At 58.3% G+C, this 15,815-nt stretch carries 13 protein-coding genes and 1 pseudogene; 6 read left to right on the forward strand and 8 right to left on the reverse strand.

The annotated features are described in order from the left end of the window. The first annotated feature begins 35 nt into the window (after positions 1-35). From ACR0C3_RS18620 to ACR0C3_RS18640, 5 genes are read left to right on the forward strand one after another with little or no spacing between them, the layout of a single operon-like run. A complete protein-coding gene (locus tag ACR0C3_RS18620) occupies positions 36-1,874 on the forward strand; it encodes an ABC transporter ATP-binding protein (RefSeq protein ID WP_480759880.1) in 1,839 nt (612 codons plus the stop codon). Further along, positions 1,871-3,703 (forward strand): ABC transporter ATP-binding protein, encoded by a 1,833-nt coding sequence (locus ACR0C3_RS18625; RefSeq protein WP_480759882.1) that lies wholly within the window; start codon positions 1,871-1,873, stop codon positions 3,701-3,703. Before ACR0C3_RS18620 ends, ACR0C3_RS18625 begins: the two co-directional genes overlap by 4 nt. Positions 3,704-3,741: 38 nt before the next feature. Beyond that, the gene (locus tag ACR0C3_RS18630; protein WP_480759884.1) at positions 3,742-4,971 is read left to right on the forward strand and encodes a class I SAM-dependent RNA methyltransferase; all 1,230 of its coding nucleotides are present in this window, start codon (positions 3,742-3,744) and stop codon (positions 4,969-4,971) included. A gap of 14 nt (positions 4,972-4,985) precedes the next feature. Continuing rightward, a complete protein-coding gene (locus ACR0C3_RS18635; RefSeq protein WP_480759885.1) occupies positions 4,986-5,771 on the forward strand; it encodes an ion transporter in 786 nt (261 codons plus the stop codon). 57 nt (positions 5,772-5,828) lie between these two features. Continuing rightward, the gene (locus ACR0C3_RS18640; RefSeq protein ID WP_170470749.1) at positions 5,829-6,347 is read left to right on the forward strand and encodes a L,D-transpeptidase family protein; all 519 of its coding nucleotides are present in this window, start codon (positions 5,829-5,831) and stop codon (positions 6,345-6,347) included. On the opposite strand, the gene ACR0C3_RS18645 is transcribed toward ACR0C3_RS18640, so the two are convergent. The 7 genes and pseudogenes from ACR0C3_RS18645 to cysQ form a co-directional block, all read right to left on the reverse strand. Next, a complete protein-coding gene (locus ACR0C3_RS18645; protein ID WP_480759886.1) occupies positions 6,344-7,765 on the reverse strand; it encodes a nodulation protein NodH in 1,422 nt (473 codons plus the stop codon). The genes ACR0C3_RS18640 and ACR0C3_RS18645 overlap by 4 nt on opposite strands. 6 nt (positions 7,766-7,771) lie before the next feature. Beyond that, a complete protein-coding gene (locus ACR0C3_RS18650; protein ID WP_480759888.1) occupies positions 7,772-9,472 on the reverse strand; it encodes a DUF5927 domain-containing protein in 1,701 nt (566 codons plus the stop codon). Continuing rightward, positions 9,469-10,455: a glycosyltransferase family 2 protein gene (locus tag ACR0C3_RS18655; RefSeq protein ID WP_480759889.1), complete on the reverse strand. Its 987-nt coding sequence runs from the start codon at positions 10,453-10,455 to the stop codon at positions 9,469-9,471. Before ACR0C3_RS18655 ends, ACR0C3_RS18650 begins: the two co-directional genes overlap by 4 nt. Positions 10,456-10,609: 154 nt before the next feature. Then, the gene (locus ACR0C3_RS18660; RefSeq protein ID WP_480759890.1) at positions 10,610-11,662 is read right to left on the reverse strand and encodes a glycosyltransferase family 2 protein; all 1,053 of its coding nucleotides are present in this window, start codon (positions 11,660-11,662) and stop codon (positions 10,610-10,612) included. 7 nt (positions 11,663-11,669) lie between these two features. Next, positions 11,670-12,462: pseudogene (locus ACR0C3_RS18665) on the reverse strand (NAD-dependent epimerase/dehydratase family protein). 51 nt (positions 12,463-12,513) lie between these two features. Next, the gene (locus tag ACR0C3_RS18670; protein ID WP_480759891.1) at positions 12,514-13,314 is read right to left on the reverse strand and encodes a 3-deoxy-manno-octulosonate cytidylyltransferase family protein; all 801 of its coding nucleotides are present in this window, start codon (positions 13,312-13,314) and stop codon (positions 12,514-12,516) included. After that, entirely contained in the window at positions 13,314-14,111 is a 798-nt protein-coding gene (cysQ, locus tag ACR0C3_RS18675) for a 3'(2'),5'-bisphosphate nucleotidase CysQ (RefSeq protein WP_480759892.1), read from the reverse strand. Before cysQ ends, ACR0C3_RS18670 begins: the two co-directional genes overlap by 1 nt. Positions 14,112-14,233: 122 nt before the next feature. Between cysQ and ACR0C3_RS18680 the strand changes: the two genes are divergently transcribed. Beyond that, positions 14,234-15,055, forward strand: coding sequence for an ABC transporter permease (locus tag ACR0C3_RS18680; RefSeq protein WP_480759894.1), 822 nt, complete (start codon positions 14,234-14,236; stop codon positions 15,053-15,055). On the opposite strand, the gene ACR0C3_RS18685 is transcribed toward ACR0C3_RS18680, so the two are convergent. Beyond that, positions 15,052-15,654 carry an alpha-ketoglutarate-dependent dioxygenase AlkB family protein gene (locus ACR0C3_RS18685; RefSeq protein ID WP_480759896.1) on the reverse strand — a complete coding sequence of 201 codons (603 nt, stop codon included), beginning with the start codon at positions 15,652-15,654 and terminating at the stop codon, positions 15,052-15,054. The genes ACR0C3_RS18680 and ACR0C3_RS18685 overlap by 4 nt on opposite strands. Positions 15,655-15,815: the final 161 nt, after the last annotated feature.

Below are 15,815 nucleotides of genomic sequence, written 5' to 3' on the forward strand. Positions count from 1 at the left end.
ATGTCTAATTTTCTGCTCAATTGGAGCATTCCTCTATGTTTCGCTATTTCGAAAACCTCGTTGACCCTTTTGGCCCCTATAAAGAAGCCGACGCGCCACCAACCAAGCTGTGGCCGTTCATGCTGGACTATTCGCGCCCGTTCTTTCGGGTGTTTGCCTGGGCGGCGCTGATCTCGATCATCGTTGCCGGAGTTGAGATCGGGTTGATCGCCTATATGGGCCGCGTGGTTGACCTGCTGGGCGGCACTCCGGCCGAGGTCTGGCAGAACCACGGGACTGAACTGTTGCTGATGGCTGCGTTTGTCCTGCTGCTGCGTCCGTTGCTGCACTTGATCGACGTTCTACTGCTCAACAATACGATCCTGCCGAACTTTGGCACACTGATCCGCTGGCGTGCGCATAAACATGTTCTGCGTCAGTCGGTTGGCTGGTTCGAGAATGATTTTGCGGGACGAATTGCCAACAGGATCATGCAGACCCCTCCTGCCGCGGGCGAGGTGGTGTTTCAGGTCTTTGACGCGATTTCGTTCTCGCTGGCTTATCTGATCGGCGCGGCGATTCTGCTGTATGCTGCAGACCCACGATTGCTGATCCCGCTGCTGATCTGGTTCGCGTTGTATGCACTCTTGGTTCGCTGGACGATTCAACGTGTTGGCCCGGCGTCCAAGGCGGCATCCGATGCGCGCTCGACCGTGACGGGGCGTGTGGTGGACAGCTACACCAATATCCACTCGGTCAAGATGTTCGCCCATGGTCGGCAAGAGATGGACTATGCCCGCGAAGCCATTGAAGAAACGCGCCGCACCTTCCAGATCGAAATGCGGATTTTCACCATCATGGACGCGGTTCTCGTCACTCTGAACGGCCTGCTGATCGTGGGCGTCGTGGGATGGGCGATTTCCCTGTGGATGCAAGGCACGGCTTCGGTTGGTGTTGTTGCTGCGGCGACGGCCTTGACCCTGCGCCTGAACGCGATGACCGGGTGGATCATGTGGGCGCTGACCAGCTTCTTCCGCCAGCTTGGGATCGTAGCTGAGGGGATGGAAACAATTGCCCAGCCCATCGACTTGCTGGATGCGCCGACGGCGAAGCCATTGCAGCTGAGCAAGGGCAAGATCGAAATCAACGATCTGTCGCACCATTATGGCCGCGAGGCCGGAGGTTTGGACCATATCAATCTGACCATTCAACCGGGTGAGAAGATTGGCCTGATCGGGCGCTCTGGTGCCGGAAAATCGACCCTAGTAAAGCTTCTTTTGCGGTTTTATGACGTTGAGCGAGGAGCCATTCTGATCGACGATCAGAACATAGCGCAGGTCACGCAGGACAGTTTGCGCAGCCGTATCGGCATGGTCCAGCAAGACAGCGCCTTGCTGCATCGGTCGGTGCGCGACAATATCCTATATGGCCGCCCGGACGCGACCGAGGACCAGATGATCGCCGCTGCCAAACAGGCCGAAGCGCATGAGTTCATCCTCGACCTGCAGGACCCTCAGGGCCGAACCGGGTATGATGCGCATGTGGGTGAGCGTGGCGTGAAGCTATCAGGGGGTCAGCGGCAGCGTGTGACGCTGGCGCGGGTCATTCTGAAGGACGCGCCGATTTTGCTGTTGGACGAGGCGACTTCCGCCCTAGATTCCGAGGTTGAAGCGTCCATTCAGGAAACCCTTTACGGCATGATGCAAGGAAAAACCGTGATTGCCATTGCCCACAGGCTCAGCACCATCGCGCAGATGGACCGTATTCTGGTGATGGATGCGGGCCGGATCGTGGAAGAGGGCGCGCATGCCGATCTTTTGGCTCAGGGTGGCCTTTACGCGCAGTTCTGGGCGCGGCAATCTGGCGGCTTCATGAATCCGGAGGCCGCTGAATGAGGGTTGCCGACCTCATCAACCCGTTCAAGAACATCGAGACGCCCCCACCGCATACGCTGGGGGCGTTCATTCGCTGGAATCTGTCAGGCGCTTGGCCCATGCTGTTTGTCGCGGCGGCGTTCTCGGCGATCGCTGGCGCGATGGAAGCCGCCACCGCCTGGATTCTGGGTCGGGTGATCGACGTCGCCACCTCGGGCGGGCCCGAGCGTTTTCTGACCGCTGAGAATATCTGGATGATTGTCGGCGCGGCGGCGTTCTTCATGGTGATCCGCCCGATCCTGTTTGGCCTGTCTTCGGTGTCCAACAACTACATCGTCATGCCGAACATCCCACCCTTGGTTCTAGCCAAGCTTAACCGTTGGACCTTGGGCCAGTCGGTCACGTATTTCGACGACGATTTTGCCGGTCGGATTGCGCAGAAACAGATGCAAACCTCGAACGCGATGGCCTCGGTCGTATCAGAAACGATCAGTGCGATTGTCTTTGCGTTAGCTTCCCTTGTGGGATCTTTGCTTTTGTTAGGGTCGATTCATCCATTGGTGATGCTGCCCTTTGCCGGTTGGCTGGTGGTCTACTTCATGCTAGTCCGCTGGTATCTTCCTCGCATCCGCAAACGCTCGGCCGCGCGGGCAGGCGCACGGGCGATGGTGTCGGGTCAGGTGGTGGATACGATCACCAATATCAAGACCGTCAAGCTGTTTGCCCACTCCGCGTTTGAAGATCAGACAGCGCGAAACGCGATGGTCGACCTGCGCGAAAGATCTCTGGATTTCGGCAAACTCTCCGCCGCGTTCCGGTTCATCCTCATGGTTCTGGCAGGGGTCCTGCCAGTGATGTTACTTGGTGCAACGCTATGGCTTTGGCAGCTGGGCATGGCGACGGCCGGAGACATTGTGGCTGCGGGTGCAGTTGCGATCCGCATTTCCCAGATGACGGGCTGGGTCAGCTTTACGCTCATGGGTCTCTACGCCAATGTTGGCGAGATCGAAAACGGCATGAAAACGCTGGCAAAGCGCGATCGGGTTGAGGACGCCGAGGCAGCCAAAGACCTTGCCGTGTCTCAGGGCAGCATCGCCTTTCAGGCGGTCAGCTTTGCCTATGGTCGGGATATTGGCGGCGTTTCTGATCTGAATCTGACGATCGCACCGGGCGAAAAGCTAGGCATCGTCGGAGCCTCTGGTGCAGGCAAGTCCACTCTCGTTTCGCTGTTGTTGCGGCTCTATGACGGCGAAAACGGCGCGATTTTGATTGACGGGCAGGATGTGTCGCAAGTGACACAAGACAGCCTGCGCCGTCAGATCGGGATGGTCACGCAGGAAACCGCCATGTTCAACCGTTCGGCGCGTGAGAACATTCTGTACGGTCGTCCCGATGCGTCTGAGGCCGAGATGATCGAGGCCGCCGAGAAGGCTGAAGCCCATGAGTTCATCCTGAGCCTCGAAGACGCGCAGGGCCGAAAAGGCTACGACGCGCATCTAGGTGAGCGAGGAGTGAAGCTCAGCGGTGGACAGCGGCAGCGGATCGCCCTGGCCCGTGCCATTCTGAAGGACGCGCCTATCCTTGTGCTGGACGAGGCGACCTCGGCGCTCGATTCCGAGGTCGAGGCCTCAATCCAGACTGCGCTGCATCGGGTGATGGAGGGTAAAACCGTGCTTGCAATCGCGCATCGCCTGTCGACCCTCAGCGAGATGGACCGGATCGTCGTGCTGGATCAGGGGCGGATCGTTGAAGCCGGCACGCATGAGGCGCTTTTGGACCAGGGCGGGCTGTATGCGCGGTTCTGGCATCGCCAGTCGGGTGGTTTCATTCAGGCCGAGGCTGCAGAATAAGGGTTTTGTTGCAGGCGAAGCCCGGCTATCAGGCCCCCATGACGCAGCAATTCACCATCAATCGCCTTGGTCATCAAGGCGACGGTATCGCAGACGGCCCTGTCTATATTCCCCGGACTTTGCCGGGCGAAGTGGTCAGCGGAACTCTGGTCGGCCAGCTACTAGAAGACATGCGGGTGGAAACCCCGTCGGATCAACGGGTTAAAGCCCCATGCCGCCACTACAAAGCGTGTGGAGGCTGCCAGTTGCAGCACGCATCAGACGCCTTTGTGGCGGATTGGAAGGTGGAAATCGTGCGCACAGCGCTGTCCGCGCAGGGCCTCGAGGCCCCGATGCGGCCGATCCACACCTCGCTCGAGCGGTCTCGTCGGCGGGCGACGATTGCCGTGCGGCGGACGAAGAAAGGCACGCTGGCCGGATTTCACGGTCGCGGGTCCGACACGATCACTGAAATCCCGGATTGCCATCTTCTGGACCCGGCCCTGATCGCCGCGATCCCGGTCGCCGAGGCGCTGGCGCTGCTGGGTGGCAGCCGCAAAGGTGTACTGGCGGTTACGCTGACCCTGTCCGAGGGTGGTCTGGATATCGCGGTGTCAGGCGGCAAGCCCCTGGACGGCCCGCTGGAGCTGGCCTTAGCGCAAGCGACCGAGAAACACGGGCTGGCGCGCCTCAGCTGGGACGGTGAGGTGATCGCGATGCGGCAACCTGCAGTCCAACGCTTTGGAACCGCCGGGGTCATCCCGCCACCGGGGGCCTTTCTGCAGGCGACAAAGGACGGAGAAAAGGCTCTAACACGGGCTGTTTTGGAAGCTACGCAGGGTGCAAAGCGGGTTGTGGACCTGTTTGCCGGGAGTGGAACCTTCTCTCTCCCGCTCGCGCAGGAGGCCGAAGTTCACGCAGTGGAAGGCGAATCCGCGATGACGCAGGCGCTGGATCAGGGATGGCGCAAGGCTACGGGGCCGAAACGCGTCACCTGTGAGGCCCGTGATCTGTTTCGGCGCCCGCTGATGCCATATGAGTTTAAGGGCTTTGATGCCGTTGTTCTTGATCCTCCGCGCGCGGGGGCCGAAGCGCAGGTGGCGGAACTGGCGCAGGCGCAGCCGCCGGTGATCGCCTATGTCTCGTGCAATCCGATAACCTTTGCGCGGGATGCAAAAACGCTGGTCGATGCAGGCTACACCCTTGAATGGGTGCAGGTCGTTGACCAATTTCGGTGGTCGTCCCATACGGAACTGGCCGCGCGGTTTGTGCTGAACCCCGCACGTTAAGGAGACAGCAACCCATGGCGTTCAAACAGCGCTTGCAGAGCATCATCGAAGCTCCCCTCTTCGGGCAGTTCATCACGGCTGTGATCATTTTCAACGCAATTCTGCTGGGGATGGAGACCTCACAGACGCTGATGGATGCGGCGGGGCCACTGATCGTCATTCTCGATAAGCTATGCCTTGCGGTTTTCGTGGTCGAGATCGCGATGAAGCTGATCGTCTCAGGTCGCAACTTCTTCAAGAGTGGTTGGAATCTGTTCGATTTCACGATCGTTGGCATCGCTCTGGTCCCAAGCGCGGGCGGTTTGTCGGTGCTGCGGGCTCTGCGAATCCTGCGGGTCTTGCGCGTGATCTCGGTTGCGCCGCGTCTGCGCCGCGTGGTCGAAGGCTTTATCTCGGCCCTTCCGGGCATGGCCAGTGTGTTCCTGCTGATGGCGATCCTGTTTTATATTGGCGCGGTGATCTCGACCAAGCTGTTCTCTTATTCCTTCCCGGCTTGGTTTGGGGATCTGGGTCTGTCAGCCTATACGCTGTTTCAGATCATGACGCTGGAAAGCTGGTCCATGGGCATCGTGCGTCCTGTGATGGAGGTCTACCCCTACGCCTGGCTGTTCTTTGTGCCCTTCATCATGGTCACCACCTTCGCAGTTGTGAACTTGCTGGTCGGTCTGATCGTGAATTCGATGCAGGATGCGCACCACGCCGAGGACGAAGTGAAGACCGATGCCTACCGAGATGAGGTGCTGGAGCGGCTGGAAGCCATAGAGCGCCGACTAATTGAGCAATCAAACATCAAAAAGTGATTTCAGTTTTTTCAGTTTTTGGCATAATACCCAAAAAAAAGCAGCAGGCAGTGAATCATGGATCGTCGAGCATTTGGATTGGGTGCAATGGCAACGCTGAGCCTTTCGGCTTGTGCCTCAGCTGGCCCCAGATTTCTGACATATGATGGACCCGAGGTGACCTCTCTGGTCGTCAACAAGAGCGCGCGCAAGATGTACCTTTTGCATCATGAGCATGTTTTGCGGGAATATGATGTTGATCTGGGCTTTGCGCCCAATGGCACCAAAACCAAGCGTGGTGATGGTCGCACGCCCGAGGGGAGCTATCTGATCGACCGGCGCAACCCGAGAAGCCGCTATCATCTGTCTTTGGGTATTTCCTATCCCAACTCACAGGATGTAGCTCAGGCCAAGGCGGCGGGCGTTGATCCGGGTGGTGATATCTTTATCCACGGTCAGCCCAGTCTGCGGTCCGAGCTAAAGCGCGCCAAGAAGACCCCGGATTGGACCGCCGGGTGCATTGCCGTCAAGAATGACGAGATCGAAGAGATCTACGCGATGGTCAATAAAGGTACGCTGATCACCCTGCGCCCCTAGCGCCAGGGCCCAAACCCGAATTTCGCATAGTCGCGCTGGTAGGCTTTTGCTGCCAGCGCCTCGAGTTGTGCGTCGTAGATCTCTTCCAATCCGTAGGGCGTATCCGCAGTGCGGACTTCAGGCGTGGGTGGGTTTGCGTTCCCCAAGCTTGTGGCGAGATCGGGCAGAGCGGTCTGCAGGTCATCTTCTCGCAGGATCAGGTCGGGCAGGGCGATAGGCGTCATGGCCTCAATCACCTTTGACTGGCTGCACCACATCGCATCGACCCGGATCGGAGTCTGGCCGTTCAGATTGTGGTGCAGGAAGGTCAGGAAAGCCGCAAATGCCGCATGGTGTTGATCTTTCGAGTAGTTCCTTTCTCGCAGCTGTCCGGGGATCGGCAGTTTGAACCGATTGCGTAGCATGTGGCGGATATCGGCATAGTCGTCATGGTCTTTAGCCAGAACATAGTCGCAAAACGCAGTATGCGCGCGGGCGATCGGATGTTGCAGAATAGTGAATTTGCGGTGTCCGGGATGGGTTCGCATCCAGCTTTCGACTGCGTCCGGGGTGTCGTGCAAAGCATCCTCGTCGCATCCATCCATCCGCGCCAGCCACTGGGTAACAACAGGCTCTAACCCACTAGGAACAGGTAAAAATAGCAGTGGTGTTGTTGGAGCCGCTATTTGTCTTTGCACCTTTGGCGCGCGTCGTGGTTCAAGATCCGGCGTGCGGTACAAGGCGAAACGGTCCATCCCTGACACTGCGCGCGCCATCTCGTCCGGGTTGGTCACTTTGGTAACAGCGGCTGAAGGGTTTTGCGGTTTGAGCGTATCGTCCAGCGCATCCAACCGCCCATCGACTCCCAGCCACCTGGCGAGACCGTTCAAAACCTCAAGATCGCCGAGGTCATCATAGTTGATGTAAAAGGCGGTCTGACCCGATCTTTGCAGGTGGTTCAGCAAAGTCGTCTGGTAAGAGGCGAGGGTATCGACATAGTCCGAGAACTCAGCCGCGTCGAATGCGACCGTTTCCTCCAACCGGCGCTTGATGTTCTTCAGCTGCCATTGCTTGGTTTTCCGAACGATCTTCAGCGACAGATAGCTGTCCAGCGGATTGCGGCTGAGGATGATTTTGGCGCAGAGCGGGTCGTTCAGGACCTCAGGCAGGACGCGCGGGTCGTGGTCCTGAAAATACCGAAACCCGTGCAACCCGTCCGGGGCCGTGCGAATGGCTGCCAGAAGTCTGTCCGGGTCGTCGTCCCTTTCGTCTAGTGTTAGACCCAGAATCTGGTCTGATTTCACCCGCCCGATGAAATGCGGGTTGAAGGCCTCGCCATGGCAGGTGAGGCCGTCGATCCGGCTCAGATTGGCCTCTAACAGGTTTGATCCAGTGCGCATCGCACCCAGGATCACGAACGATTCAAAGGGACCGGCCATTGAGGATCACTGCACCAGATAAGGTTTGCGGAAAGGTTTGGTGCGGGTGCCAAACACATCATCGACGGGGAAATCGCCCATCAGTTGCGGATGCATGCCTTGGTTCTTGAGGTTCTGGAGAAACTGCCCAAAGCCCGCCAGATCGACCATCAGCGGTGCCTCGGTCAGGTGGCGGGCGGTCTGTGGCGCGATCTCGTCCAGAATGGTTTGCAGAGGCTCCATCGGGGCCTCAATGAACTCCGCCAACGTCCAGCTCCGCACACGCGCTTTTGTCCAAACCGAGCTCAGCACCTCAAGCTGTTTGCTCTCGATCTGTTGCAAGCGGGCAGCTTCGCACCGGATATCGGCGAAGTTCATGTTCGAACGGAACAGTGGGATCGCCCACGCCCCGGTAATGACCGAGATCTGCGCGTTCTTGTCCCGCGCCAGAAACCAGTTGATGTCCTGCGTGTCCCGCGGGCCGAACTGGAAACATTGGCGTTGGCCACGCGTGTTCCAGATCAGGTTCGACAGGAACGCCTTGGGGTTATAGTCGCGCAAGGTGGCACTGTCGCTGAGCGCGCCATTGGTGATCGTCTCACCCTGGGCAAATTCGGCGCGGTTCGGGGCAAAGAGGTGCCCGTGAACCCGTGTGTTTGTCGCAGTTTCCAGCCAGGTTTCGAATTCCTCAAACAGGTCCGAGAACCCCTGAAACACCGAATAACCCGCCGCGGTCAGGCTGTTCTCGCTGCCGTGACGAGGAAAGCGGCTTTGCATGTAAAGACCATCCCGCCCATGGGTGCGGCGCTCGACCGCCTTCGAGAAGACGCGGTCGATCTTGCCCGGGTTAGGTTCGGCCGGTCGCATCGCGTTGGTCTGATCGGTCAGGAAAGAGTGATACAGCCTCTCGGCCCGGGGCCAGATTTTACGGGCAACAAAGCAGTCTGACCGGCGCAGCAGTTGCAGGTGATCATCGTAAAAGATGTGGGGCCGCCCCTGGTAGTCGAATTTCGACAGGGTCAGGGACCGGCTTTCGATATGGGTGGAATAAAGTCGCGCGAGGGTCTGAAAATAGCTTTCATCCGGTATCCAGACATGGCGGAAATAGCGATCATAGACCTTACGCCTGGGGTCCTGCAAAATGGCCGAGAGGGTCTGCCGGGTCAGGCACCACCATTGGCTGCCCATATGCGGCGTCAATCCGTCCGGGATGCGGCGGCGCATGCCCGTCGCACGTTGCAGTTTTACATAGGCGTCAAACAGTTTGCGCTGATTGCGCCAGGAAAACGGGAACCGCAGTGTAAAGCGTTCATGGTCCAGCCCACCGATCGTCCAGCTGACATCAGCGGTTGTAGCGCTTTCGATGAAATCGACGCGGGGACGGTCGGACAGGTAGTCGATCAGCTCTTGCACCGGGCGCAGAGGCAGACACGCGCCGGACGACAGGAACACGTGCCGCACGTCTGGGAAGTTCTCCAGCATCTGCTCGGATGCGGATTGTGAGGCGGCCACGATACCCCAACGGCCCCAATCGCAAGTATGACGATCCGAGAATCCGATCAGGGGGTTGTCCGCGCAGGAGGCGACAAAGTTTGAATACGTCTTTTCGGCGACCTTGCCGTCCACATGGATTACAACCGGGCAGCCCGCGGCCGTCCAGTGGCGGGCGACCTGCTCGGCCCGGTCCAGCGCTGTGTGGACAAGCATGACGATGCCCAGCGAACTCATGCCCAGTTGCCTTTCGACATGAGGCCCAGAATCTCAAGCTGTCGCCAGTTGATGTATTGCTCGGACCAATCACAGCGGAAAACGGGCTGCTCCTCTAGCTGTTTGGCGTAGGCCTTGTACTCACCGGACCCACGATAGTGCTGATTGCGCTGCATCTCTTCGCGTGCCTTTTCGCCTAGGGTGTTGATCAGTTTGGCATGCAACAACGCGCCACTGGTCTTTTCCCCGCCCCATTCGTCATAAACCTGGTTCAAACCCCTCGGCAGCAGTGAATGGGTCGAGCTGATGTAGACATAGCGCCGATCCCACTTCACCAAGGGTATCTTGTTCAGCGCCGGGGCCTTCGAGGGGTTGTCCTGAAAGAAAACACGGGCCCTTGGGCCACCCTGAATCCAAAGGTTCTTATATTCGGGGTTCTTGGAAATCATGTAATTCCCGGCATCGAACCAACGCGCGATTTCAAACGGATCCTGACCCTCGTCATAGGGTTCGTCGTCTACTGGACCCTCGGGATACATGTCGATCAGCATGGTGCCGAAACTTCGCACCGCACAGCTGTCCAGCCAATCCGTCAGCGCGCTGATCGGGCGAGTGTCGCAGAACGGATAGATGAAGAACTCATCAGGATCGACGGTCAGAACCCAATGCCCATGCGCGTATTTGCGCAGCAGATAGTTGGACCAATCCAACCCAAAACCCGCCTTTTTGTAGCTGGTTTTCGTCTGCCAGACCGAGACATCGGGCTGCGCGCGCAGAAACTCGAGACTGCCGTCGTCGCTGTCATTGTCGACAACCAGAAAATGGTTCACGCCCAGCGTGCGGTAGTAGTCCAGAAAGAAGGGCAGGCGGATCTTCTCATTGCGAACAACGCTCATCAGTAACACATCGTCCGGGCGGATGGCGGCGGTATTCGTGCTGATGGGCTTCAGCTCACGCCGTCTTTTGACGCAGCGCACGAGACGGCGCTTGCGCCGCAACCTCATGCGATAAGATTCCAAAAGGCCCACGCGACTGCCCAACCCTTGTTATTGACGCGAGCTTCCCCGGATTGATTGCTGAGTGTCCTACACCCGGGTTCCGCCGACTATGCCATTTTTTCATCTTGAGGGGCAATGCATTTACAACAGGTTAGTGACCCTAGCCTTGCTGATCCGGCCAATCCCCAGCATTCATCAGCCCCAGTTGCTGTAGTTTTAACCAACCGGTATAGACCTCGGACTGGTCCGTCCACATATCCGGCTGCGCGATGATCCCATCATAGTATGTCTGGAATTGGTCGGGATCATGAAAATGCTGGCGGCGCTGTTTCTCGATTTGCGACTTTGTTGTGATCTCGGGCAGGAACTTCGTGTGCAAAAGCGCGCCCGACGGCGCGGCTCCGTTCGGCCCATCATAAAGCGCGTTCAGGCGACGTGGCAGCGCGGAATGGGTCGAGTTTACATAGGCATAGCGCCGAGACCACTTGACCAGAGGGATCTTGTTCAAAGTCGGTGAGCGCTGGCGTGTATTGGCGAAAAACACCCGCTCGCGCGCGCCGCCCTGGACCCACAGATTGCCCATCGGGGTTTGCCGCTGCGCGCGATAGGGGCCGGCGTCGAACCAGTTCAGGGTTTCGGTCGGATCGCTTTCTGGGACATTGGCTTGCGATCCCAGCGGCCCCTTCGGGTAGAGATCCAGCATCAAGGCGCCGAACCCGGCGCGGCCTTGCTCTTCCAGCCAGCGGGTCAGGTCCTGCAAAGGTCGTGTATCGTGATGTGCGTAGATCAGCAACTCGTCCGCGTCGACAGTCAGGCACCAATGGCCGTGGCCATACCGGATTTGCAGCGAGGTCAGCCAATCCAGCCCAAAGCGCGCGGCGCGGTAGCTGGCCTGAGTGTGCCACAGCGATACGTCGGATTGCTGCGCGAGATACTCAGTCGATCCGTCGTCGCTGCCATTATCCACGACTAGAAAATGGTCGACGCCAAGCGCACGGTAGTGCCGGAAGAACCACGGTAGACGTTCCAACTCGTTGCGAAGGGTGATGAAGGCCAGAATATCTCCGCGCTGGATATCCAAGGTTCTGTTCTGCAAACAGGCCAACTGGTGCCGGCTGCGCCAGGATTGCCACAGCAGCCTGCGTCGTTTCCAACGCAGCCGGTATTTCTGGGCCGGGCTGATGCCGGGAAGCTGGGCGCTGACGGGGGTCAAAGGCGGCTCATTTCTCGTAGGTGACGGTTTGATGCCAGCGCCACGCGTCGATGATCATCGTCTCTAACGTTGAGCATTTTGGCCTCCAACCCTGCTCTCCGTCGGTGCTCACCGAGCCTGACACCAGCTTGGTGCAATCCCCTGCACGGCGGGGCCCGACAAGCGCGGTTGGTAACGGTTTTGGACTGCTCGATGACCCCAAGAACCGAGAACTCCGACCCGGTGCCCAAATAGAACTTACGGCTGCCGTTGCCCGTTTGCATCCAGTTCAAGCCGAGAAAATGCGCATCGACTAGTTCGCAGACATGAACGTAGTCGCGGACGCTGGTTCCGTCTAGCGTGTCGTAGTCTGTGCCGTGCAGGGTCAAGCCATCCTGTTTGCCATCAATCGCATCCAGCACCACATTATCTTGATCGACATAGGTTGCGCAGGTTGAGGAAAAAACGAAATCCAGACAGCCTGCGGCCACTGCGGCCTCGATCAGAGTCAGCGAGCCAGTCACATTGTTCGACCAATAGCGCGCGGGCTCTTTCATGGCCTCACCCACTTGGCTGAGGGCGGCGAAATGCATCACGGCCTGAGGTTGATACTTGGCAAAAACCTTGTCCAGGCTCGCGCGGTCATTCTGGCCGCCCTGTTCAGACAGGCCAACCTTGACCGCATCCTGCCAGCCGGTGAAAAGACTGTCGTAGGTAACCGGCACAAAACCCGCCTGCGCCAACGCTTTGCAAGCATGAGAGCCGATGTAGCCAGCGCTACCCGTGACAAGGATCGTTTTTGTATCAGGTCCAGTGGTCATAGTTGGCTGCTTCTAAGCCAACTTGGCAGGCTCGGTCAGGGGGAAAAGGGATCACTCCAGCCCCATATCTGCCATCATCGCTTCGATCTTGGGCACGTCCTGAGGGTTGTTCAGCTCCCAGAACTGGCGGCCTTTGGCTTCGACCTCGACGCATAGAACTTTGCGGCCGTTTTCCATGAAGCGCAGCTGTTCCAAACCTTCCAGCTGTTCCAGCGGACCGGTGGGCCAGCTGGGATAGGCGGCCAACGCATCCGGACGGTAGGCATAGACGCCGACATGGTGAAACACAGGGGTTGGATCTGTGCCCGCATAACTGTCGGACGTGAAGGGCACCACCTCTTTCGAGAAATACATTGCGCTGCTATCGCTGGCAAAAACGGCCGTCGTGCCGCCAACGCGTCCGTGTTTGCGATCATTGAGCAGGCTGTTCAGCGCATCACCGTCGCAACGCAGAACGGGCGTCGCGACACCGGCCTCTGGTGCCGCGCGAAGGCCCGAGATCAGGTCCTCGACAAACCAATGCGGCGTCAGCGGCGCGTCGCCTTGCAGGTTTACGATGATTTCATAGCCACCGCCCAAAACCTTATGTGCCTCTGCACAACGTTCGGTACCATTCTGACAGGTTTCTGAGGTCATCACGACCTCGGCCCCGAACCCCTCGGCGGCGTCCCGGATGCGGTCGTCATCTGTGGCGACAACGACCTTGTCCACGCCTGACACAGACTTGGCCGCTCGCCATGAGCGCTCGATCAGGGTCATGGCTTTGCCCGTTGCGCCAGTTAGCGGCACCAAAGGCTTGCCCGGATAGCGGGATGAGGCGTAGCGGGCGGGAATGGCGATCAGAACGGACATCAGGCTTCCTTCAACTCAACACCTGGAGCGTAGGCGATGAAGAACGGGTTTGCATAGCCGTCCTTGCCATAGGTCAGCGGTGTGTGGTTGTCGAACCGGACCACCTGACCACCAGCCCCTGCCAGTACAGCGTGCCCGGCGGCGGTGTCCCACTCCATCGTGCGCCCGACCCGTGGGTAGAGATCCGCCTCACCCGTTGCGACCAGACAGAACTTGAGGGACGAGCCCGCGCTCTTGCTGTCCTGCACCTGATATTTGTTGATGTAATCCTCGGTCGCCTGATCCCGATGCGATTTGGAGGCGACGATCAAAAGGGCGGAATTGTCTGGGTTAGAGACTGAAATCGGCGTGATCTCCCCGGCGTGGGCCTTGTCCAATGCGCCGGTTTCCTCGACCGATTGCCCATCGGCTTGGGTGTAGAACATGCGACCGCGCGCAGGGGCATAGACGACGCCGCGCGTGGGGGTGCCGTTTTCGACCAGAGCGATATTGACCGTGAAATCCCCGCGCCGATTGATGAACTCCTTGGTGCCATCCAGCGGATCAACGATCAGGAATGTCTCGCCCTTCTCGGAATGCGAGGCGGCCTGTTCTTCGGTCACCAGCAGGATGTCGGGGAATGCGGCGCGCAGTCCTTCTGAGATCAACGCATCGGCGGCCTCATCAGCCTCGGTCACGGGGCTTTCATCTGATTTGACCTTCACATCGAACGTATCCGAATTGTACATCTCCATGATCTTGTCACCGGCTTCCAGTGCCAGACGTCGGATGACGGGGATAAGGGCGTCGTAGGTCACAAAAAAGCTCCGATTTGGTGGTTTATTGATCGAATGTGGTGACGGACTTATGATGTGCTGGTTACCGAACGGCAAGGTATTCGTGAAAGACTGAGGTCAACAGAGCAGGAAAGACCCGACACGTGTTCTATTTCAGGAATAACAAGACCCTGCTGGGTGGTGCCTTCACTACGGCCGAACTGATCTTTCATGCGGTTGTGCGTGACATCCGGACCCAACACGCAAACGCGGTGGTCGCGATTGTACGCAGTATCGTTCAGGTTCTCGTCATGGTTCTGGTGTTCTACCTGATCATATCCTTCATGGGCACGCGAGTGGCCAAAGTGCGTGGCGACATTGTTCTGTACCTCTTGTCTGGTGTTTTCCTTTTCATGTTGCATATCCGGGCCGTGAAACAGGTCGCGGGTGTAGGAGCGGGTAACAACCCGATGATGCTGCACTCACCTATGAACATGGTGATCACGATCGTGGCCACGGCGTTGGGGACGCTCTACACAATGATGGTGACGATGTTCATCATCCTATTCCTCTACCATGCCGCAGTAAAACCGTTGGTGATCGAACAACCGGGGCCTGCTTTCGCGATGGTGCTTTTGTCGTGGTTCACAGGATGCGCTGTTGGGCTGGTTCTGATGGCGCTGCGACCTTGGTTTCCAATGACGGCAGGCATTCTGACCACGGTGTACCGACGGTTGCAAATGATCTTCTCTGGCAAGATGTTTCTGGCCAATGCGCTGGGCGGATACATGTTGATGTTGTTCGCTTGGAACCCGCTTTTTCATTTGATCGACCAGTGTCGCGGCTATGTTTTCCGCAATTATTACCCACGCAACACAAGCTGGGAATATGCGGTCTGGGTTGGCGTCGCGCTGCTAATGATCGGTCTGTTGGGCGTCTTTTTCACCAAGAAACACGTTTCACAAAGCTGGAGCGCGCGCCGCTAACGCGCAACGCGCAGGGTTAGGTTGATCCGCCCGCCTTTGGGCAGCAGTTTGGATGACTTGAACCGGATGCGGTCTACGCCATGATAGGTCAATCGCGCTGGGCCGCCCATGATCACCACATCGCCCGAGTTCAACCAGATGGATTCCGTCCTGCCTCCGCGTGTTGTGTTGCCGATGCGGAACAGCGCGTCATCGCCGAGCGAGACCGACAGCACAGGCCATGAGAAATCGGCCTCATCTTTGTCCTGATGCAGGCCCATCTTCGCGTCTTCGCCATAGTAGTTGATCAGGCAGCAATCCGGTGCGCGATCACGCCCTACCAGATCCTGCCAGATCGCAAGGACAGGTTCGGGGATCTCGGGCCAGTCCATGCCTTTGGGATGCTGGTCCTGATAGCGGTAGCCCGCCTTGTCCGTCACCCAGCCCAAATCCCCGGCCGAGGTCATGCGCACCGACATCTCTTTGCCCGATGGTGTCATGGGGCGGAATAGGGGCGCGGATTTCAGAATCGGGCGTAACGCATCGATCAGCCGGTTCTGTGCAGCATTGTCCAGATAGCCTTTCCTGATCTCAAATCCCCGTAAAAGCAGCCGAGCCATGCCGGATTCCCCATTCCTTACCAAATCCTTGCCAAAAAAGGCCGCAGATTCCCGAAAACCTGCAATTCAGAATGCTTGCAGGCCTCTGGTCCGGCCCTTATATACGCCGGGACGCGCGATGGTGTAGTGCTGTCGCGCACATCAGATCGGGGACGGGATGC

The sequence above is a fragment of the Ruegeria sp. CK3 genome (genome assembly GCF_056536565.1).

Coding starts and splice junctions, on each gene's coding strand:
- ACR0C3_RS18620 (WP_480759880.1), top strand. CDS start 36: ATGTTTCGCTATTTCGAAAACCTCGTTGACCCTTTTGGCCCCTATAAA.
- ACR0C3_RS18625 (WP_480759882.1), top strand. CDS start 1,871: ATGAGGGTTGCCGACCTCATCAACCCGTTCAAGAACATCGAGACGCCC.
- ACR0C3_RS18630 (WP_480759884.1), top strand. CDS start 3,742: ATGACGCAGCAATTCACCATCAATCGCCTTGGTCATCAAGGCGACGGT.
- ACR0C3_RS18635 (WP_480759885.1), top strand. CDS start 4,986: ATGGCGTTCAAACAGCGCTTGCAGAGCATCATCGAAGCTCCCCTCTTC.
- ACR0C3_RS18640 (WP_170470749.1), top strand. CDS start 5,829: ATGGATCGTCGAGCATTTGGATTGGGTGCAATGGCAACGCTGAGCCTT.
- ACR0C3_RS18645 (WP_480759886.1), bottom strand. CDS start 7,765: ATGGCCGGTCCCTTTGAATCGTTCGTGATCCTGGGTGCGATGCGCACT.
- ACR0C3_RS18650 (WP_480759888.1), bottom strand. CDS start 9,472: ATGAGTTCGCTGGGCATCGTCATGCTTGTCCACACAGCGCTGGACCGG.
- ACR0C3_RS18655 (WP_480759889.1), bottom strand. CDS start 10,455: ATGAGGTTGCGGCGCAAGCGCCGTCTCGTGCGCTGCGTCAAAAGACGG.
- ACR0C3_RS18670 (WP_480759891.1), bottom strand. CDS start 13,314: ATGTCCGTTCTGATCGCCATTCCCGCCCGCTACGCCTCATCCCGCTAT.
- ACR0C3_RS18685 (WP_480759896.1), bottom strand. CDS start 15,654: ATGGCTCGGCTGCTTTTACGGGGATTTGAGATCAGGAAAGGCTATCTG.